Source organism: Tenacibaculum sp. MAR_2009_124, from assembly GCF_900105455.1.
Classification (GTDB): Bacteria; Bacteroidota; Bacteroidia; order Flavobacteriales; family Flavobacteriaceae; genus Polaribacter.
This window is the reverse complement of record NZ_FNSF01000001.1, coordinates 54,564-78,645: the sequence shown is the minus strand read 5'-3', so window position 1 is coordinate 78,645 and position 24,082 is coordinate 54,564. Positions and strand designations below refer to the sequence as shown.

Below are 24,082 nucleotides of genomic sequence, written 5' to 3'. Positions count from 1 at the left end.
TCCGTATAAATCATAAATTGCTTCTACTGAACTTTCCTTGTAAATACGATCTACCAAACTTGGTAATAATGGCTCACCTGCCAAGTTGATTGTTTTTACCGTTTCTGGTAGTTTTCCAGATTCTAAGACTCCTTGTAAAACACTTGGCACTGTATTAATCATTGATACAGAAACTTTTGAATCTTCTACTAATGATAATAAGTTATCAACTAATTCAACCTTCGCTCCTGAGGCTAGTGAAGTAAATATCTCAAAAATCGATAAATCGAAGTTGATGGAAGTACTTGCCAGCATTCCTAAATCCAATGAATCCTTGAAGTTTGAGATTGCCCAGTTTACCAAGTTGAACATATTTCCATGCTCGATAAGTACTCCTTTTGGTTTTCCTGTACTTCCTGAAGTGTAAATTACATACGCCAGATTCTCTTGTGAGATTGATTGATAGCTTAATTTTCTTGTTGAATATTCTGAAATCTGATCCCAATCCGTATCTAACACAATGCTCGTTAACCCTTCTTGGCCTTCTAAAGCATCTTGACTTGCTGCATTACTTAATATTAATGTTATTCCAGTATCTTCTAAGATATATTCGACACGCTCTTTTGGATAGTTCGGATCTATTGGAACGTAGGCTCCGCCTGATTTTAAAACTCCTAAAATTCCTACGATCATCTCCAAGCTACGCGTCATACAAATTCCTACCAATCCATCTGGTTGAATTCCTTTAGTTTGTAAATATCTCGCTACTTGGTTTGAACGTTGATCGAGTTCTTTATAACTCAATTCTTCTCCTTTATAAACAACAGCAACTTGTTTTGGTGATTGCTTTACCTGATCTGAAAATAGATCTAGTATCGTTGTATCTAACGGATAGTCAGCATCAGTAGCATTGAAAGTCTCTAATACCTGTACTTTTTCTTGCTCTTCTAAAATTGATACCGTTTCAACAGGTACTGCTTCTTCTGACTGTAATCCTTCTACAAGTTGTACCAAAGCTTCTTCCATAAAAGTCAGTACGCGACCCGTATCAATACTACCATCAATCTGAGCAGTTAACTGAAATTCTTTCCCAAAATCATCAACATTTAAGGTAAACGGATAATTTGTACGCTCATGATCACTGATAACTTCTATTTCTAAATCAATAATGCTTTCTTCAGATTCTTCTTCTGTCGGTATTGACGAGTGACGATAATTTAATAAGGCACTAAACAATGGAACCTCATTAGAAATCTCACTCCAATTCTGAATGTTTGAAAGTGGTGTTTGCTCGTAGGGTAATGACTCTCCTAATCGCTCTTTAACCTGTTTAATATAATCAGCAACACTTCCTTTTAATTCTACAAAGAAACCAAGTGTATTAATGAATAATCCTAATGAATCTGCTGCTCCTGAGGCTCCTTGTAAACGTCCTGAGAATAAAGTTCCAAATAGCGCATAATCACTATTACTACATTTTCCTACAACCAGTCCATAGGCTGCATGGAATAGTACTGCTGAGCTCATTCCTAATCCAGCACTTACCTTTCTTATAGTCTCACTTAATTCTTCTCGTAAAATAAGACGTGACTCCTTAATATCACTTCCTGTTCCTTGAATATCTGACAATCCAAATGGATAGGTAGGTGTTTCTATTCCTTCTAATAAATTGGTAAAGTAAGTTTCACTATCGTTGGTTGCTTGCGCATGAAGTGTATGCCCTATAAAATCTCTATAAAGAACCGGCCTTGGAAGACTCGATATTTCTCCTGATAAATAGGCTCCTACTTCACGGATAATGATGTCTAATCCAACATGATCAAAAACTAAGTGATGTTGATTGATGATTAGATAGTAGTTATTATTCTCTTTATCATCTGCTGATTTTAATTGTAATAGGGGTGCTTTTGAAACATCCATTCGTTGCTTACCTGGCTCAGCTAATAATTCTAATTCTGGTAAAACTACATCTAACTCCTCTACCTCCAATACGGCTTTTCTAAGAACTATCTGAATCGCCTGCGGTAAGCCTTCACTGATAACACAGGTTCTGAGTACATCATGACGATTCACGACAAACTGAAGCGCCTCTATAAATAAAGCTCTCTTTTCCTTACTTGGGAATGAGTATAAACTTGGTAAAACATATGGATCTCCATGATCCTGATCACTCATTAAATAATGAAAATAAATTCCATCCTGTAATGGTGATAATGGATACATATCCTCGATGTTCGATACCCCTCCTGGGGCTTTCGATACAACCGTATCAATATCTTCTTGGGCAAAATCTAATAAAGGAACCATCTCTGGTGTGATAGTCTCTATACCTTCTGTTATTCCATTAGCTGGTACTTGGTACATCAATTCTGATGAAGATACATTTTGACTAATCCCTGCAATGGTAGGTTCTGAGAAAATATCTTTTACTGTGATATTCAATCCTATCTTTTGTACTCTGGATATTAATTGAACAACGAGTAAACTATGTCCTCCTAACTCAAAGAAATCGTCATAAACTCCTACTTGTTCTACACCTAGTAATTCTTCCCAGATGGTTACTAATTGTTCTTCTGTTTCATTTCTTGGTGCGACATAATCTTTGCTTGATAAATCTGAACTATCTGGCTCTGGTAAAGATCTTCTGTCTAATTTACCATTGCTCGTCAATGGCATCTCTTCCATTTCCACCCAAATCGATGGAATCATATAATCTGGTAAATGCTCTTTTAATTCTGTTTGGATTGCTTCTTTGTCAAAAGTTTCCTCTGAAACTATATATCCTACCAAACGTTTAGTGCCGTTTACTGCTTCTTTTGCAAGCACACAACATTGACTAATTGAACTTAAGTTTGATAAACTGTTTTCTATCTCTCCTAATTCTATTCTATATCCTCGAATCTTAACCTGAGCATCTTTTCTTCCTACAAACTCAATGTTCCCATCAGAAAGCCATTTTACTAAGTCTCCTGTTTTATAAAGTCTCTCGCCTTCTCTAAATGGACTTGAAATGAATTTCTCTTGGGTGAGTTCTTCATTGTTTAAGTACCCTCTAGCAACTCCTGCTCCTCCTACAACTAATTCTCCTTCTACTCCTACAGGGACTAAGTTCATTGCTGAATCAACGATATAAGCAACTCTGTTCTTTATTGGCTTACCGATTGGAAGATTTTCTTCGGTGATTTCAATAGTATACGTGGTTGAGAATGTCGTGTTCTCTGTCGGTCCATATCCATTGATTATCGTTACATCTGGATATAACTCTTTTATTTTATTGGTATAGTTAAACAGAACTACATCTCCTCCAACTAGTAAATGTTTTAATGAAGCAAAAACACTCGTATCTTCCTCTACTACTCCATGGAACCATGAAGCAGTCATCCATAATGTAGTTACCTCTTTCTCTTGTAATAATGCTTTAAAGCTCGCGGTATCTAATAAAGTGTCTTTGGTTGTTAAAACAAGTTCTCCTCCATTAAGTAAGGTTCCCCAATATTCTATGGTCGTTGCATCAAAGGAAATCGATCCTGTTGATAACCAAACCGTATCGGAGTTTAGTGTTACATAATCACAGCTCGTACTTAAACTAACAATGTTTTTGTGTTCAATTTGAACTCCTTTTGGTTGTCCTGTACTTCCTGAAGTATAGATCACATAGGCTAAATCATTTGATGAAATAGTTGTATCTAAACTGTTTTCTGAATAGGTTGCAATTAGTTCATTCCAGTCTTGATCTACCGCAATAACTGAGATGCCTTTTTTATCTGTGAGAATTTCTTTGTTTGACTCGCTTGTCAACACCAAATTAATCGTTGCATCACTTAACATATACTCGATACGATCTTCTGGGTAACTTGGATCGATTGGTACATAAGCACCGCCTGATTTTAAGACTCCTAAAATCGAAATAAGTAGTTCCAAACTACGATCCATACAGATTCCTACAAACGTATCCGCCTCTATTCCTTGCGCTTGTAAATAATGTGCTAATTGATTTGAACGTTTATCTAGTTCCTCATACGTTAATGTAGTTCCTTCAAATGAAATCGCTGCTTTGTTTGGTGTTTTTTCAGCTTGTGCTTCAAAGAGTTCTATTACTGACTTCTCTGATGGATATGCTAATTCTGTAGCATTGAAAATTTCTAATATTTCTGTAGTTTCTTCTTCAGATAATATAGCTAAACTTGTAACTGGTTCTTTTTTCTCTGCCTTTAATCCTTCTAATAAACTTGTTAAGGCTTCTTGCATATAAGACAATACACGATCTGCATTAATCCCTTGTTCTATCTGAGCGGTTAAACCAAAACTCTCTCCAAAGTCATCAACATTTAAGGTAAATGGATAGTTCGTACGCTCATCTCCTCCTATAACTTCTAATCCTAAATCAATCGTTTCTCCTGCTTCAGTCTCTTCTACTGCTGAATGAGAATGACGATAATTTAACAAGGCACTAAACAATGAAACCTCCGTAGAGATACCACTCCAACCTTGGATGTTTGACAATGGAGTTTGCTCATAAGGTAATAGGTCTTGTAAGCGTCCTTTTACCTGGCGAATATATTCCTGTGTAGTATCTTCTAAAGAAACATAAAAAGGTAAGGTATTGATAAACATTCCTAGAGAATCCGCTGAGTTCAACGCCCCTTGTAAACGTCCTGAGAAGATTGACCCGAATAAAGCATACTCCGAATGACTACACTTTCCGATCACCAGTCCATAAGCCGCATGAAATAATACCGCTGGACTCATTCCTAATTCGATGCTAACTTCTCTAAGTTCTTTATTTAATGTATCTGGTAAAAGTACACTTGCCACTTTAATGGCATTGGCATCCACCTTGGTGTCTGATAAATTAAATGGATAGGTTGGTTCTTCAATATCGCCTAATACCCCTTGGAAATAGGTCTCACTATCGTTGGTTGTTTGCGCATGTAATGTATGTCCAATAAAGTCTCTGTACAATACTGGTGTTGGAAGGTTTTCCTCATGTCCTAATAGGTACATTTGAACTTCCTCTACAATCTTTTCTAATCCAACATGATCCAGTACTAAATGGTGCTGATTGACAATCAAATAATAACGATCATGCTCCTTATCATCTGCCGATTTTAATTGTAATAATGGAGCTTTCGATACATCCATCCATTGACTTCCTGGAGCGGTTAAGTCTTCTAATTCCGATAAAACATCTATTGTATTATCAAATATAAGTTCCTCTATTAATAGTTCAGCCTCTCTTTGTACTACCTGAACGGCATTTGGTAAACCTTCACTGACAACACAAGTTCTTAAAACATCGTGACGATTTACTACAAACTGAAGTGCTTCAATAAACAAAGAGCGCTTTTCTTCATCTTTAAAAGATAATAAGTTCGATAACACATACGAATCTCCTTGCTTTTTATCACTCATTAAATAATGGAAATACATTCCTTTCTGTAAGGGTGATAATGGATACATATCCTCGATGTTCGATATCCCTCCTGGGGCTTTCGATACAACCGTATCAATATCCTCTTGGGCAAAATCTAATAATGGAACCATCTCTGGTGTGATAGTCTCTATACCTTCTGTTATTCCATTGGCTGGTACTTGATACATCAACTCTGATGAGGATACATTTTGACTAATCCCTGCAATGGTAGGTTCTGAGAAAATATCTTTTACTGAGATATTCAATCCTATCTTTTGTACTCTTGAGATTAATTGAACAACGAGTAAACTATGTCCTCCTAATTCAAAGAAATCGTCATAAACTCCTACTTGTTCTACACCTAGTAATTCTTGCCAAATCGCAACTAATTGTTCTTCTGTTTCATTTCTTGGTGCGACATAGTCTTTGCTTGATAAATCTGAACTATCTGGTTCTGGTAAAGATCTTCTGTCTAATTTACCATTGCTTGTCAGTGGCATCTCTTCCATTTCCACCCAAATCGATGGAATCATATAATCTGGTAAATGCTCTTTTAATTCTGTTTGGATTGCTTCTTTGTCAAAAGTGTTTTCTGAAACTATGTATCCTACCAAACGTTTGGTACCGTTTACTGCTTCTTTTGCAAGCACACAACATTGACTGATTGAACTTAAGTTTGATAAACTGTTTTCTATCTCTCCTAATTCTATTCTATATCCTCGAATCTTAACCTGAGCATCTTTTCTTCCTACAAATTCAATGTTCCCATCAGAAAGCCATTTTACTAAGTCGCCTGTTTTATAAAGTCTTTCGCCTTCTTTAAATGGACTTGAAATGAATTTCTCTTGGGTGAGTTCTTCATTGTTTAAGTACCCTCTAGCAACTCCTGCTCCTCCTACAACTAATTCTCCTTCTACTCCTACAGGAACCAAGTTCATTGCTGAGTCAACAATGTAAGCAACTCTGTTCTTTATTGGCTTACCGATTGGAAGATTTTCTTCGGTGATTTCAATAGTGTACGTGGTTGAGAACGTCGTGTTCTCTGTCGGTCCATATCCATTGATGATCGTTACATCTGGATATAACTCTTTTATTTTATTGGTATAGTTGAACAGAACTACATCTCCTCCAACTAGTAAATGTTTTAATGAAGCAAAAACACTCGTATCTTCCTCTACTACTCCATGGAACCATGAAGCAGTCATCCATAAGGTAGTTACCTCTTTTTCTTGTAATAATGCTTTAAAACTTGCGGTATCTAATAAAGTGTCTTTGGTTGTTAAAACAAGTTCTCCTCCATTGAGTAAAGTTCCCCAATATTCTATGGTCGTTGCATCAAAAGAAATCGATCCTGTTGATAACCAAACCGTATCTGAATTCAGCTCTACATAATCACAGCTCGTACTTAAACTAACAATGTTTTTATGTTCGATTTGAACTCCTTTTGGCTGTCCTGTACTTCCTGAAGTGTAGATCACATACGCTAAATCATTTGATGAAATAGTTGTATTTAAACTGTTTTCTGAATAGGTTGCAATTAGTTCATTCCAGTCTTGATCTACTACAATAACTGAGATGTCTTTTTTATCTGTGAGAGTTTCTTTGTTTGACTCGCTTGTCAATACCAAATTAATCGTTGCATCGCTTAACATATACTCAATTCGATCTTCTGGGTAACTTGGATCGATTGGTACATAAGCACCGCCTGATTTTAACACTCCTAAAATCGAAATAAGTAACTCCAAACTACGATCCATACAGATTCCTACAAATGTATCCGTATCTACTCCTTGCGCTTGTAAATAATGTGCTAATTGATTTGAACGTTTATCTAGTTCCTCATACGTTAATGTAGTTCCTTCAAATGAAATCGCTGCTTTGTTTGGTGTTTTTTCGGCTTGTACTTCAAATAGTTCTACTACTGACTTCTCTGATGGATATGCTAATTCTGTAGCATTGAAAACTTCTAGTATTTCTGCGTTTTCCTCTGAAGAAAGAATCGTTGTATTACCTACTTGAATCGTTTCATCAGAATTCAAGCCTACAACCAATTGCTCCAAGGCCTCTTGCATATATGATTGTACTCGATTTACATCGATACTCTCATCTATTTGAGCTGTTAACCCAAAATCAACTCCGTTATCATCAACACTCAATGTAAAAGGATAATTTGTGCGCTCCTGACCTCCAATAATATTAACTCCTAAATCTAAGTCTACCCATGCTTCTTTTTCCTCAGACCCTATTTGAGTACGACGATAGTTTAATAAAGCACTAAATAATGCTACTTCATTCGGAACACCACTCCAACTTTGAACATTTGCAAGCGGGGTTTGTTCATAGGATAATAATCCTGACAATCGTTCTTTAACTGTTTCAACATAATCTTCAATACTTCCTTCTAAGTCTACATAAAACGGTAAGGTATTTATAAATAACCCTAACGAATCTGCAGCCCCTGATGAACCTTGTAAACGTCCTGAGAATAGAGATCCAAATAAAGCATACTCAGAATTACTACATTTTCCAATTACCAATCCATAAGCCGCATGGAACAAGGTTGCTGGACTCATTCCTTTCTTTGTACATATAGTACGAATCTCCTTGCTTAGTTCCTGCGGTAAGGTAACTATCGATTCTTTTATTGATTCTCCTGTTACTTGAGTATTCGATAAATCAAATGGATACGTTGGAGTATCAATACTTTCTAATAAATTCGTAAAGTAAGACTCACTATCATTCGTAGCTTGTTGATAAAGTGTATGGCCTATAAACTCTCGATACGATGAAGGTTCCGTGAGACTAGCACCTTTTCCTGACAAGTATGTCAAGATCTCAGAAATAAGCATCTCCATCCCGATATTATCCATGATTAAGTGATGCTCCAATAAAATTAAATAATAAGCATTATTTCGTGAATCATCTGCCTTTTGTAATCCCAATAACGGAGCTTTAGCAACGTCCATCCATTGATTTCCTGGTACTATTAGTTCTTGTAATTCAGATAAAACATTTTGATTTTCATCAAACTCTAAATTTTCTATGTTAAGTATGGCTTGTCTTTGTACAACTTGTACTGGTTTAGGTAATCCTTCACTTAAAACCTTTGTACGTAATACGTCATGTCGATTCACTACAAACTGTAAAGCTTCTATAAAAGAATCGCGCTTATTTTCTTCCGTAAATGATAATAAACAAGGTACTGCATAAGGATCGCCTTGTTCCTTGCTACTCATTAAATAATGGAAATACATTCCTTCTTGTAATGGCGATAATGGATAAACATCTTGAATATTTGAAACTCCTCCTTCTACACTATCAACAATCTTATCCAAGTCTTCCTGTTCAAAATCCAGTAAAGGAACCATTGATGGAACAATACGATTTGTATCTTCTTTAATTCCATTTGCTGGAACTTCATATATTGACGATGATGATAAACTTTCACCAATACCAGCTATTGTTGGGTTTGAGAAAATATCTTTTACTGAAATATGTAAATCGTTTTTCTGTAGTTGAGAAATTAACTGAACCACCAATAAACTATGACCTCCTAATTCGAAGAAATTATCATAAACCCCTACTTTCTCAATGCCTAATAACTTTTTCCAAATAATAGCTATTTCTGCTTCCTTTTCATTTCTTGGTGCTACATAAGCTGCTGTAGATAATAACGATCCATCCGGTTCTGGTAAGGCCTTCTTATCCAATTTACCGTTGGCTGTTAATGGTATCTTATCTAATTCAACCCATAATGTAGGTACCATATATTCTGGAAGTCGATCTTTTAAGAATGCTTCAGTAGCTTCCTTATCAAATCCTTCTTTTGAAACTACATAACCTACTAAACGCTTCGTACCTGTTATATCTGCTTTTGCCAATACACAACAACTCTCAATGGCTGGTACGTCGAAAAGTACGGTCTCTACTTCTCCTAATTCAATACGATAACCGCGAATTTTAACCTGACTATCACCTCTTCCTATGAAATCCATATTCCCATCAGACAACCAGCGAGCTAAATCTCCTGTGCGGTATAATAGAGTTCCTTCTTCAAATGGATTCGGAACAAACTTCTCTTTGGTTAGCTCTTCTTTATTTAAATAAGCCTTTGCTAATCCTACTCCCCCAATATAAAGCTCTCCTGCAACGCCAATAGGGGCTAAGTTTTTAGAAGCGTCCATAATATAAAAACTCATATTATGCAATGGCTTTCCAATGGGGACTGCTACTGAATCCGATAAACTATCGATATCTTCAACTTCATAGTATGAACTATCAATAGTTGCCTCAGTAACCCCATAACTGTTCACTAATCTAAGGGTACTTCCAAATCTTTCATATAAACGCCTGAAATCGTGTACATGGAAAATATCCGATCCTAAAACAACTTGTTTTAACCAAGAAACATCTAAGTCTTGCTCATAGATATAATCCATTAATGGGACACCTAGCGATGGCGTTGTTTCAAAAATATTAACTTTATGTGCTGCTATTAAGTTGTAAAGTGCTGCTATATCTAAACGAAGATCTTCTGGGCAGATAATCATCTGACCTCCAAATAATAGTGATTTACAAAAATCTCCTACGAAAACATCAAAAGCAAAACTAGCTAATTGTAATAAGCGAGTATCTTCATCAATCTCAAAAGAAGTTTTCCAACTTAAAGCGACATTATAAACCCCCAAATGTTTGACGGCAACCCCTTTCGGTTTCCCAGTAGTTCCCGAAGTATAAATTATATAGGCCAAGTCATCGATACCGACAACAGTATCCAATGTATTTGTAGGCTCCTCAGCTATTACGATTGCTTCCGCATCTACAATGATTTTTTGAACACTTCCAAAAGATTTCAATAATTCACTATCTAATTTACTAGTGATTAAAAGGTTTAACCCTGCATCTTCAATAATATAGGCAATACGATCAGATGGGTAACTTGTATCAATCGGTACATAAGCTCTTCCTGATTTCAATACGGCTAACGTACTGATAATCATATCAATTCCTTTTGACAAACAAATCCCCACTAAGTTACTAGAACCTTGATAGATACGATCAATATAACGAGCTAATTGGTTCGACTGCTCATCTAATTCTTTATATGTAATTAATTTGTTTTCATAAACAACAGCTACATTGGTTGGGTTCTTTGCAACCTGATCTTCGAAAAGATTAAGAATAGTTTGATTTTCTGGTAATTCTAATAAGTTAGAATTAAAAGCTCCTAGTAACTGATCTTTTTCTTCAGATGATAAAATATTTAACTCTGATACTGATACTTCTTCTTCGGATTTTAATCCTTTTACTAGACTCACTAAAGCTTCGTACATATAAATAAGTACTCGATCTCCATCAATACGAGTATCGATTTGAGCTATTAAACCGAAGTGATCACCGTAATCATCTACATCTATAGAGAATGGATAATTTGTGCGTCCCTCACCACCAACTATGGTAACTCCTAAATTTTCATTGAGTTCTTCTTCACTTGATGATTCTGAAGAGTTACGGTAGTTTAATAAAGTACTGAATAATGGTACATCATTGGATATTCCACTCCAACTTTGAATATTTGATAAAGAACTTTGTTCATAAGATAAAAGTTCATTCAATCTATTTTTAACTTCGGTTACATATTCTGAAACACTCCCTTTTAACTCGGTGAAAAATGGTAAGGTATTAATGAATAAACCTAATGAGTCTGCAGAATTAGCTGCTCCTTGTAAACGGCCTGAGAATAACGAACCAAATATTGCATAGTCTGAATTACTACATCTTGCAATTACAACACCATAAGCTGCATGAAATAGAACGGCAGGACTTACACCTAAGCTAAGACTAACATTACGGATTTTGTCGCTTAACTTGCCAGTTAAAAGCATACTATGTTCCTTAATTCCACTTCCATCTCCTTGAACATCTGATAGATTAAATGGATACGTTGGCTCTTCTATAGAACCTAATAATTTTCCAAAGTAAGCTTCACTATCATTTGACGATTGCTGATGTAACGTATGTGCTATGAAATTTCTATATAGAGCAGGAGCAGAAAGATTTGCTGCATTTCCTGATAAATATTGCTCTATTTCTAGAATTACTTTTTTCAACCCAATATGATCCAATACCATATGGTGTTGATTAATCAATAAATAGTATACATTATTCTCAACATCATTTATAGATTTTAATCTTAATAATGGTGCTTCAGAAATATCCATCCACTGATTTCCTGGTGAACCTAATATTTCTAATTCTGACGCTATATCCTGAGAAGAATGAAAGGTGAGATGTTCTATAGACAAATGTACTTTCCTTTGAACTACTTGAACAGTTTTTGGTAAACCTTCACTTAAAAAGCTAGTTCGTAATACATCATGTCTATTTACCACAAACTCTAAAGCTTCTATAAAAGAATTACGTTTCTCTTCGCTTTCAAAAGACAATAAATTTGGTAAAATATAAGGGTCTCCTTCTTCTTCATTGCTCATTAAATAATGGAAATAAATTCCTTCCTGCAATGGAGCCAAAGGATATATGTCTTCAATGTTCGAAACACCTCCAGGAACTTTTGACACAACTTTATCTATATCTTCTTGATCAAAATCTAATAATGGAACCATCTCTGGAACAATGCGATCTGTATCCTCAGTAATTCCATTAGCTGGAACTTCGTATACTGAAACTTCAGATGATACTTTTTCTGCAATTTCAGCTATTGTTGGACTAGAGAAAATATCTTTAACTTCAATATGATAATTCAGTTTTTGTAAACGAGATATCAATTGAACAACCAATAAACTATGTCCTCCTAACTCAAAGAAATTATCATAAACACCAACCTTTTCTATACTCAATACTTCTTGCCAAATAGTAGTTATTTGTGCTTCTTTTAAATTTCGTGGAGCAACATATTCTTTAGTTGATAATAACGATCCATCTGGTTCAGGAAGTGACTTTTTATCTAATTTACCATTTGATGTTAATGGCATTTCTTCTAATTCAATCCATATTTGAGGTACCATATACTCTGGTAAACTCCTTTTTAATTCCGATTGGATTAGCTCTTTATTTAAAACCTTATCTTTAACTATATATCCGATTAAACGTTTGTTTCCTGTACCATCTTCTTTAGCTAAAACACAGCTACTCTGAATGCCTGCTACTTTTGATAATATTGATTCTATTTCTCCTAATTCAATACGATATCCGCGAATCTTAACTTGTGCATCTTTCCTTCCGATATATTCAATTGTTCCATCTGAGGACCAACGACCTAAATCTCCTGATTTATACAAACGGGAATTGGTATCATTACTAAATGGATTGGGAACAAATCGCTCGTTTGTTAAAGCTTCTCTATTCAAATAACCTCTGGAAACTCCACTACCTCCAACACATAATTCTCCTATAACTCCTTGTGGAACCAAGTTTAAATTATCATCTACGATATAACAACTTAGTGTCGGAATGGCAGCACCAATAGTACTAACAGAATTGTTAACATCAGCTTCGGTAATTTCTTTGTAGGTAACATGAACCGTAGTTTCTGTAATACCGTACATGTTGATAAGCTTAGTGTTAGAATATAGCTTCTTCCATCTTGCTAAATAACTTGGATTCAAAGCTTCTCCTCCAAAAACAACATAGCGAATTGTGCTTTCGTTGGCTATTGATACGTATTGTTCTTGCAGCGTATAAAAAGAACTTGGTGTTTGATTTAATACTGTAACTCCCTCTTTTACTAATAAATTACTGAAAGCTATCGTATCTTTTGTTATCGCCTTCGGAACAATTACCAAACGACCACCAAATAATAAGGCTCCATACATTTCCCAAACTGAGAAATCAAAACAGAAAGAGTGGAATAAAGTCCAAACGTCATTAGAGTTGAAATCAAACAAACATTCATCATTCTTGAATAAACGAACAACATTTAAATGCTCTATTAAAACTCCTTTTGGTTTTCCAGTACTCCCTGAAGTATAAATTACATAAGCTAAATTAGTTGGTGAAACAACCTTGCTTAATTCTTCCGATGAAAATGTTGAAATCATATTCCAATCTCCATCTAAAGAAATTATATTAAGCTCAGTTTTATTGTTTAAAACTTCCTTACTAGATTCATCACTTACAACCAACTTAATTCCTGCATCCGATAGTGTATACTCAATTCGATCTTCTGGATAGCCTGGATCCACTGGAACATAAGCTCCACCAGATTTTAAAACCCCTAGAATACCAACAATCATATCAAAACCTCGTTCTAAACAAATACCAACTAAAGTATCTGGTTGAACTCCTTGCTCTCTTAGATAATGAGCTAACTGATTAGACCTAGAATCTAAATCTTTATAACTTAATTCTTTTCCTTCATAAATTAATGCAATGGCATTTGGATTACTTCTTACCTGCTCTTGAAATAAATCAATTATTGTTTTGTCTGAAGGAAATGCTGTTGAAGCATTATCTGATATTTCTAATAATTTGAGTTCTTCGTCTTTCGGTAAAATAGCTATACTACCAATTGATTTTTCAGATTTTAAACCTTCTAATAGTTCGATTAGAGCTTCTTGCATGAAATCAACTATACGGTTTGGAGCAATACTCCCACTAACCTGAGCATCTATTTTGAAGTCATTTCCATAATCATCGATACTTAAAGTAAACGGATAATTCGTTCTTTCATGACCTTCAATAGCTGTAATTCCTAAATTTAGCGTATTTCTTTCTTCATCTGAAGTTCCTGTAGAATGTCGATAGTTTAATAAAGCGCTAAATAATGGTACATCGTTAGAAATTCCACTCCAGCTTTGAATATCAGCTAAAGCACTTTGTTCATAGGATAAAAACTCATTTAATCTAATTTTAACGCTATCAATGTAGTCTGTAACATTTCCGTTTAACTCGGTTAAAAATGGTAAAGTATTAATAAACAAACCTAATGAATCAGCAGAGTTTGATGCTCCTTGTAAACGTCCAGAGAACAATGACCCAAAAATCGCATAATCGCGATTACTGCATCTTCCAATTACAATACCATAAGCTGCATGGAATAATACGGCTGGACTCATTCTTAACTCATGACTAACACTTCGTATTTCTTCACTTAAATTTTTCGTTAATAAAGCCCCATATTCTTCCACATTACTTCCATCTCCTTGAACATCTGACAATTCAAATGGGTAGGTTGGCTCTTCGATATTCTCAAATAAATTTCTGAAATACGATTCACTATTGTTTGTGGCTTGAGAGTGCAAAGTATGCCCAATAAAATCTCTATATAAAACAGGAACTGGTAAATTTTCTTTATTTCCTGATAAATAGTGTTCTATTTCAACAATCACTTTTTCTAAACCAATATGATCTAATACTAAATGGTGTTGATTAATAATCAAATAACATCCATTATTTTCTAAATCATCAGCAGATTTTAGTTTTAATAATGGAGGTTTTGCGACATCCATCCATTGATTTCCAGGAGCAGTTAAAGTCTTTAATTCTAATAAAACATCTGTTGTTTTTTCAAACTTTAACTCTTCAATGGATAATTCTGCTTCCTTTTGAACAACTTGAACCGCTTTTGGTAAACCTTCACTTACAAAACATGTTCTCAATACATCATGACGATTCACTACAAACTGTAAAGCTTCTATAAAAGAATCGCGTTTTTCTGAATCTTCAAAAGATAATAGGTTAGATAAAATATATGGATCTCCTTGCTCCTTATTACTCATTAAATAGTGAAAATACATTCCTTCTTGTAATGGTGATAATGGATAGATATCTTCAATATTCGATACGCCTCCTTCAACTTTTGAAACTACTGCATCAATATCTTCTTGAGCAAAACCTAATAAAGGAACCATTGCTGGAATGATATGATCCACTTCTGGAATAATTCCATTTGCTGGAACTTGATATACTGCAGCTCCTGAGGATACTTTTTCTGCAATTTCTGCAATAGTTGGATTAGAAAAAATATCTTTAACTTCAATATGATAATTCAGTTTTTGTAAACGTGAGATTAACTGAACAACAAGTAAACTATGCCCTCCTAATTCAAAGAAATTATCATGAACACCAATCTTTTCTAGCCCTAATACATCTTGCCAAATAGTAGCTATTTGTGCTTCCTTTACGTTTCTTGGAGCAACATATTCTTTGGTTGATAATAATGAGCCGTCTGGTTCTGGCAACGCTTTTCTATCTAATTTACCATTCACTGTCAATGGCATTGCTTCCAACTCAACCCATAATCCAGGTACCATATACTCTGGAAGAATCTCTTTTAATTCGTTTTGAATATTTTCTTTATCAAATTCTCCGCTTGGAACTACATAGGCTACTAAGCGCTTGCTTCCTATACTATCGTCTTTTGCTAGCACACAACATTGACTGATGCTCTCTAATGATGATAATGTATTTTCTATCTCTCCTAATTCAATTCTGTATCCACGGATCTTTACTTGATTATCTTTTCTTCCAATATATTCTATCGTTCCATCAGGTAACCAACGGGCTAAATCTCCTGTCTTATAAATTCTATCTCCTTCTTTAAATGGATTCGGAATGAATTTCTCATTGGTTAATTCTTCTTTGTTTAAATAGCCTCTAGCTACCTGAACTCCTCCAATACATAATTCTCCTGCAACTCCAATCGGTGCTAAGTTCATTGAATCATCCAGTACATATAAACTTGTATTGGCTACTGGACGTCCAATTAATACACTACTAATTTCTTTGTTTAATGGAACTGGCCAATAACTTACATCAATCGCTGCTTCCGTGGGTCCATATAAATTGTGTAATGCTACTCCTGTGAATTTCTCATTGAATAAAGCTACATGATCTACCTGTAAGGCTTCTCCACTACAAATTACACGACGTAAAGAATCACAATCTCCTGAGGCTATTTCTTCTAAGAACACTCTCAACATCGATGGTACAAAGTGCATTGTTGTGATTTTGTGCTCTTCTATAATATCTTTTAAGTAACGTGCATCTTTATGTCCTTCTGGTTTTGCAAATACTAATTTCGATCCACTAATAGTCCCCCATAATAATTCCCATACCGATACATCGAAACTGAAAGTTGTTTTTTGTAAAATAGTATCCTCTGAAGTCAATTGGTATTCTGATTGCGTCCATAACAAACGATTTACAATACCATTGTGCTGATTCATTACTCCTTTTGGCTTTCCTGTACTTCCTGAAGTATAAATTACATAGGCCAAATTCTCTGGAGATACTACTGGAGTTAAAGCATCTATTGAATAACTTGCTACAGTTTCCCATTGATTGTCTAACGCAACTGTAGTAATATCGTCTCGATCTCCTAATACTTCTGAATCAACTTTTGCGCTCGTTAATACCAATTTGATCTCAGCATCCGATAACATATACTCAATACGATCTTCTGGATATTCTGGATCGATTGGCACATACGCTCCTCCCGATTTCAAGATTCCTAAAATGCTAACCAGCATTTCAATGCTTCGCTCAATACAAATACCGACCAAAGTATCTGGGATAACTCCTTGCTCACGCAGATAATGTCCTAACTGATTTGAACGCTCGTCTAACTCAGCAAAGGTTAATGCTTCACCTTCAAAAACAACAGCAATTGCTTCTGGTGATTTAATTACTTGTTCTGCAAATAAATCAACCAATGTTTTATCTAATGGATACTCTGCATGAGTGTTGTTGAAAGTCTCTAATAATTGTACTTTCTCTTCTTTTGCTAAAATTGATAAGGCTGCAACTGGTACTATTTCTTCTGATTGTAATCCTTCTACAAGTTGTACCAAAGCTTCTTCCATAAAAGCTAATACGCGTTGTGTATCAACACTACCATCAATCTGAGCCGTTAATTTAAAATCCTTTCCATAATCATCAACATTCAATGAAAATGGGTAATTTGTGCGCTCATGACCACTAACAATTTCTATTCCTAAACTGATAGCACTTTCATCGATCTCTTCTACTACTGTTCCAACTGAAGAGTGACGATAATTTAATAAGGCACTAAACAATGGAACCTCGTTAGAAATCTCACTCCAATTCTGAATGTTTGAAAGTGGCGTTTGCTCATAGGGTAACAAGTCTCCTAATCGCTCTTTAACCTGTTTAATATAATCAGCAACACTTCCATTTAATTCTACTAAGAAACCTAAGGTATTAATAAATAACCCCAACGAATCTGCTGCTCCTGAAGCTCCTTGTAAACGTCCTGAGAATAAAGTTCCAAATAGTGCATAATCACTATTACTACATTTTCCTACAACCAGTCCATAGGCTGCATGGAATACTACTGCCGGACTCATTCCTAATTCAATACTTATCTTTCGAATAGCCTCACTTAACTCCTCTGGTAAAACAGCTTCCAACTCCTTAATATCACTTCCTGTTCCTTGAATATCTGATAATCCAAATGGATAGGTAGGTGTGTCAACTCCTTCAAATAAACTGGTAAAATAAGCTTCACTATCGTTCGTTGCCTGCGTATGAAGTGTATGACCAATAAAATCTCTATAAAGAACTGGTGTTGGAAGGCTCGATGTTTTTCCTAGTAAATAAGCATCCACTTCATTAATAATCATTTCTAGTCCAACATGATCTAAAACGAGGTGATGTTGATTGATAACTAAGTAATATTTATCAGAAACCTTATCATCTGCTGATTTTAATTGTAATAGGGGTCCTTTTGAAACATCCATTCGTTGCTTACCTGGTTCAGCTAATAATTCTAATTCTGATAAGGCTACATCTAACTCCTCTACTTCCAATATAGCTTCTCTAAGAACTATCTGAACGGCCTGTGGTAAGCCTTCACTGATAACACAGGTTCTTAAAACATCATGACGATTTACGACAAACTGAAGTGCCTCTATAAATAAAGCCCTCTTTTCCTTACTTGGGAATGAGAATAAATTTGGTAAAACATATGGATCTCCATGATCCTGATCACTCATTAAATAATGGAAATAGATTCCATCTTGTAAGGGTGATAATGGATACATATCCTCAATGTTCGATATCCCTCCTGGGGCTTTCGATACAACTGTATCAATATCTTCTTGGGCAAAATCTAATAAAGGAACCATCTCTGGTGTGATAGTCTCTATACCTTCTGTTATTCCATTAGATGGAACTTGGTACATCAACTCTGATGAGGATACATTTTGACTAATCCCTGCAATGGTAGGTTCCGAGAAAATATCTTTTACTGTGATATTCAATCCTATCTTTTGTACTCTTGAGATTAATTGAACAACGAGTAAACTATGTCCTCCTAACTCAAAGAAATCATCGTAAACTCCTACTTGTTCTACACCTAACAATTCTTGCCAGATGGTTACTAATTGTTCTTCTGTTTCATTTCTTGGAGCGACATACTCTTTGCTTGATAAATCTGAACTATCTGGCTCTGGTAAAGATCTTCTGTCTAATTTACCATTGCTCGTCAATGGCATCTCTTCCATTTCCACCCAAATCGATGGAATCATATAATCTGGTAAATGCTCTTTTAATTCTGTTTGGATTGCTTCTTTGTCAAAAGTTTCCTCTGAAACTATATATCCTACCAAACGTTTAGTGCCGTTTGCTGCTTCTTTTGCAAGCACACAACATTGACTAATTGAACTTAAGTTTGATAAACTATTTTCTATCTCTCCTAATTCTATTCTATATCCTCGAATCTTAACCTGAGCATCTTTTCTTCCTACAAATTCAATGTTCCCATCAGAAAGCCATTTTACTAAGTCTCCTGTTTTATAAAGTCTTTCGCCTTCTTTAAATGGACTTGAAATGAATTTCTCTTGGGTGAGTTCTTCATTGTTTAAGTATCCTCTAGCAACTCCTGCTCCTCCTACAACTAATTCTCCTTCTACTCCTACAGGAACTAAGTTCATTGCTGAATCAACGATATAAGCAACTCTGTTCTTTATTGGCTTACCGATTGGAAGATTTTCTTCGGTGATTTCAATAGTATACGTGGTTGAGAACGTCGTGTTCTCTGTCGGTCCATATCCATTGATGATCGTTACATCTGGATATAACTCTTTTATTTTATTGGTATAGTTGAACAGAACTACATCTCCTCCAACTAGTAAATGTTTTAATGAAGCAAAAACACTCGTATCTTCCTCTACTACTCCATGGAACCATGAAGCAGTCATCCATAATGTAGTTACCTCTTTCTCTTGTAATAATGCTTTAAAGCTTGTGGTATCTAATAAAGTGTCTTTGGTTGTTAAAACAAGTTCTCCTCCATTAAGTAAGGTTCCCCAATATTCAATTGTGGTTGCATCAAAGGAAATCGATCCTGTTGATAACCAAACCGTATCTGAATTTAGTGTTACATAATCACAGCTCGTACTTAAACTAACAATGTTTTTGTGTTCGATTTGAACTCCTTTTGGTTGTCCTGTACTTCCTGAGGTATAGATCACATAGGCTAAATCATTTGATGAAATAGTTGTATTTAAACTGTTTCCTGAATAGGTTGCAATTAGTTCATTCCACTGCTTGTCTAAAGAAATGATTGATACATTATCTCTATCTTTTAATACTTCAGTATTCGCTTCGCTTGTCAATACCAAATTAATCGTTGCATCGCTTAACATATACTCAATTCGATCTTCTGGATAACTTGGATCGATTGGTACATAAGCACCGCCTGATTTTAACACTCCTAAAATCGAAATAAGTAGCTCCAAACTACGATCCATACAGATTCCTACAAACGTATCCGTCTCTACTCCTTGCGCTTGTAAATAATGTGCTAATTGATTTGAACGTTTATCTAGTTCCTCATACGTTAATGTAGTTCCTTCAAATGAAATCGCTGCTCTGTTTGGTGTTTTTTCAGCTTGTGCTTCAAATAGTTCTACTACTGACTTCTCTGATGGATATGCTAATTCCGTAGCATTGAAAACCTCTAATATCTCTGTACTATCTTCTTCAGGTAAAATACCTAAACTCGCAACTGGCACCGCTTCTTCTGCGTGTAATCCTTCTACAAGTTGTACCAAAGCTTCTTCCATAAAAGCAAGTACACGCTTGGTATCAATACTGCCATCAATCTGAGCCGTTAATTTGAATTCCTTTCCATAATCATCAACATTTAATGAAAACGGATAGTTCGTACGCTCATGATCACTGACAATCTCTATTCCTAAATTAACTGTATCCTGATCAACCTCTTCTTCTGTTAGTATTGATGAGTGACGATAATTTAACAAGGCACTAAACAATGGAACCTCGTTAGAAATCTCACTCCAATTCTGAATGTTTGAAAGTGGCGTTTGCTCATAGGGTAACAAGTCTCCTAATCGTTCTTTAACCTGTTTAATATAATCAGCAACACTTCCATTTAATTCTACTAAGAAACCTAAGGTATTAATAAATAACCCCAACGAATCTGCTGCTCCTGAAGCTCCTTGTAAACGTCCTGAGAATAAAGTTCCAAATAGTGCATAATCACTATTACTACATTTTCCTACAACCAGTCCATAGGCTGCATGGAATACTACTGCCGGACTCATTCCTAATCCAGTACTTATCTTTCGAATAGCCTCACTTAACTCCTCTGGTAAAACAGTTTGTAATTCTTTAATATCACTTCCTGTTCCTTGAATATCTGATAATCCAAATGGATAGGTAGGTGTCTCTATTCCTTCAAATAAATTGGTAAAATAGGCTTCACTATCATTGGTTGCTTGCGCATGAAGTGTATGACCGATAAAGTCTCTATATAAAACTGGTGTTGGAAGATTCTCTGTTTTGTTTGATAAATAAGCAGTGATTTCTGCTACAATTTTCTCTAATCCAACATGATCTAAAATTAAATGATGTTGATTGATGATTAGATAGTAGTTATTATTCTCTTTATCATCGGCTGATTTTAATTGTAATAAAGGTGCTTTTGAAACATCCATTCGTTGCTTACCTGGTTCAGCTAATAATTCTAATTCTGGTAAAGCTACATCTAACTCCTCTACCTCCAATACAGCTTCTCTAAGAACTATCTGAACCGCCTGTGGTAAGCCTTCACTGATAACACAGGTTCTGAGTACATCATGACGATTTACGACAAACTGAAGCGCCTCTATGAATAAAGCTCTCTTTTCCTTACTTGGGAATGAGTATAAACTTGGTAAAACATATGGATCTCCATGATCCTGATCACTCATTAAATAATGGAAATAGATTCCATCCTGTAAGGGTGATAATGGATACATATCCTCAATGTTCGATATCCCTCCTGGGGCTTTCGATACAACCGTATCAATATCCTCTTGGGCAAAATCTAATAAAGGAACCATCTCTGGTGTGATACTATCGATACCTTCCGTTATTCCATTAGCTGGAACTTGATACATCAACTCTGATGAGGATACATTTTGACTAATCCCTGCAATGGTAGGTTCTGAGAAAATATCTTTTACTGAGATATTCAATCCTATCTTTTGTACTCTGGAGATTAATTGAACAACGAGTAAACTATGTCCTCCCAATTCAAAGAAATCATCATAAATCCCTACTTGTTCTACACCTAACAATTCTTGCCAGATGTTTACTAATTGTTCTTCTGTTTCATTTCTTGGAGCGACATAGTCTTTGCTTGATAAATCTGAACTATCTGGCTCTGGTAAAGATCTTCTGTCTAATTTACCATTGCTCGTCAATGGCATCTCTTCCATTTCCTCCCAAATCGATGGAATCATATAATCTGGTAAATGTTGTTTTAATTCTTGTTGAATTATTTCTTTATCAAATTCACCTTCCGAAACAACATATCCTACCAAGTATTTGGTACCACCAACAGTTTCTTTTGCTAATACACAACATTGACTGATAGAGATTAAATTGGATAACGCGTTTTCTATCTCCCCTAGCTCAATTCTATATCCTCGAATCTTAACCTGAGCATCTTTTCTTCCTGCGAATTCAATATTACCATCAGGTAACCATTTCGCTAAATCTCCTGTTTTGTAAAGTTTTTCTCCTTCTTTAAATGGACTTGAAATGAATTTCTCTTGGGTGAGTTCTTCATTGTTTAAGTACCCTCTAGCAACTCCTGCTCCTCCTACAACTAATTCCCCTTCTACTCCTACAGGAACTAAGTTCATTACTGAATCAACGATATAAGCCACTCTGTTCTTTATTGGCTTACCAATTGGAAGATTTTCTTCGGTGATTTCAATAGTGTACGTGGTTGAGAACGTCGTGTTCTCTGTCGGTCCATATCCATTGATGATCGTTACATCTGGATATAACTCTTTTATTTTATTGGTATAGTTGAATAGAACTACATCTCCTCCAACTAGTAAATGTTTTAATGAAGCAAAAACACTCGTATCTTCCTCTACTACCCCATGGAACCATGAAGCAGTCATCCATAATGTAGTTACCTCTTTCTCTTGTAATAATGCTTTAAAGCTTGCGGTATCTAATAAAGTGTCTTTGGTTGTTAAAACAAGTTCTCCTCCATTAAGTAAGGTTCCCCAATATTCAATTGTGGTTGCATCGAAAGAAATCGATCCTGTTGATAACCAAACCGTATCTGAATTCAGCTCTACATAATCACAGCTCGTACTTAAACTAACAATGTTTTTATGTTCGATTTGAACTCCTTTTGGCTGTCCTGTACTTCCTGAAGTGTAGATCACATACGCTAAATCATTTGATGAAATAGTTGTATTTAAACTGTTTTCTGAATAGGTTGCAATTAGTTCATTCCAGTCTTGATCTACCGCAATAACTGAGATGCCTTTTTTATCTGTGAGAATTTCTTTGTTTGACTCGCTTGTCAACACCAAATTAATCGTTGCATCGCTTAACATATACTCAATTCGATCTTCTGGATAACTCGGATCGATTGGTACATAAGCACCGCCTGATTTTAAGACTCCTAATATCGAAATAAGTAATTCCAAACTACGATCCATACAGATTCCTACAAATGCATCGGTCTCTACTCCTTGTGCTTGTAAATAATGTGCTAGTTGATTTGAACGTTTATCTAGTTCCTCATACGTTAATGTAGTTTCTTCAAATGAAATTGCTGCTGCTTTTGGTGTTTTTTCAGCTTGTACTTCAAATAGTTCTACTACCGACTTCTCTGATGGATACGTTAATTCAGTAGCATTGAAAACATCTAATATCTCTGTACTATCTTCTTCAGATAAAATAGCTAAGCTTGCAACTGATTCTTTTCGCTCTACTTTTAATCCTTGTAATAAACTCGTTAAGGCTTCTTGCATATAAGACAATACCTTATCTGCAGAAACCTGTTCATCTATAAGTGCTGTAAGTTCGAAAATAGATCCATAATCATCAACGTTTAATGTAAATGGATAGTTCGTACGCTCATCTCCTCCTAGAACCTCCACTCCTAAATCAATCGTTTCTCCTGCTTCAGTCTCTTCTACTGCTGAATGAGAGTGGCGATAATTTAATAAGGCACTAAACAAAGAAACCTCCGTAGAGATACCACTCCAACCTTGGATGTTTGACAATGGAGTTTGCTCATAAGGTAATAGGTCTTGTAAGCGTCCTTTTACCTGGCGAATATATTCCTGTGTAGTATATTCTAAAGAAACATAAAAAGGTAAGGTATTGATAAACATTCCTAGAGAATCCGCTGAGTTCAACGCCCCTTGTAAACGTCCTGAGAATAGTGAT

1 protein-coding gene (running past both ends of the window) is annotated in these 24,082 nt (G+C 35.4%); it reads right to left on the bottom strand.

This entire window lies inside a single protein-coding gene on the bottom strand: locus tag BLW23_RS00140, encoding a non-ribosomal peptide synthetase (protein ID WP_093667233.1). The 51,462-nt coding sequence extends 4,080 nt beyond the window's left edge and 23,300 nt beyond its right edge, so the window shows coding positions 23,301-47,382, spanning codon 7,767 (partial) through codon 15,794 (complete); the first complete codon in reading order (the gene reads right to left) occupies positions 24,079-24,081. The start codon and the stop codon both lie outside this window.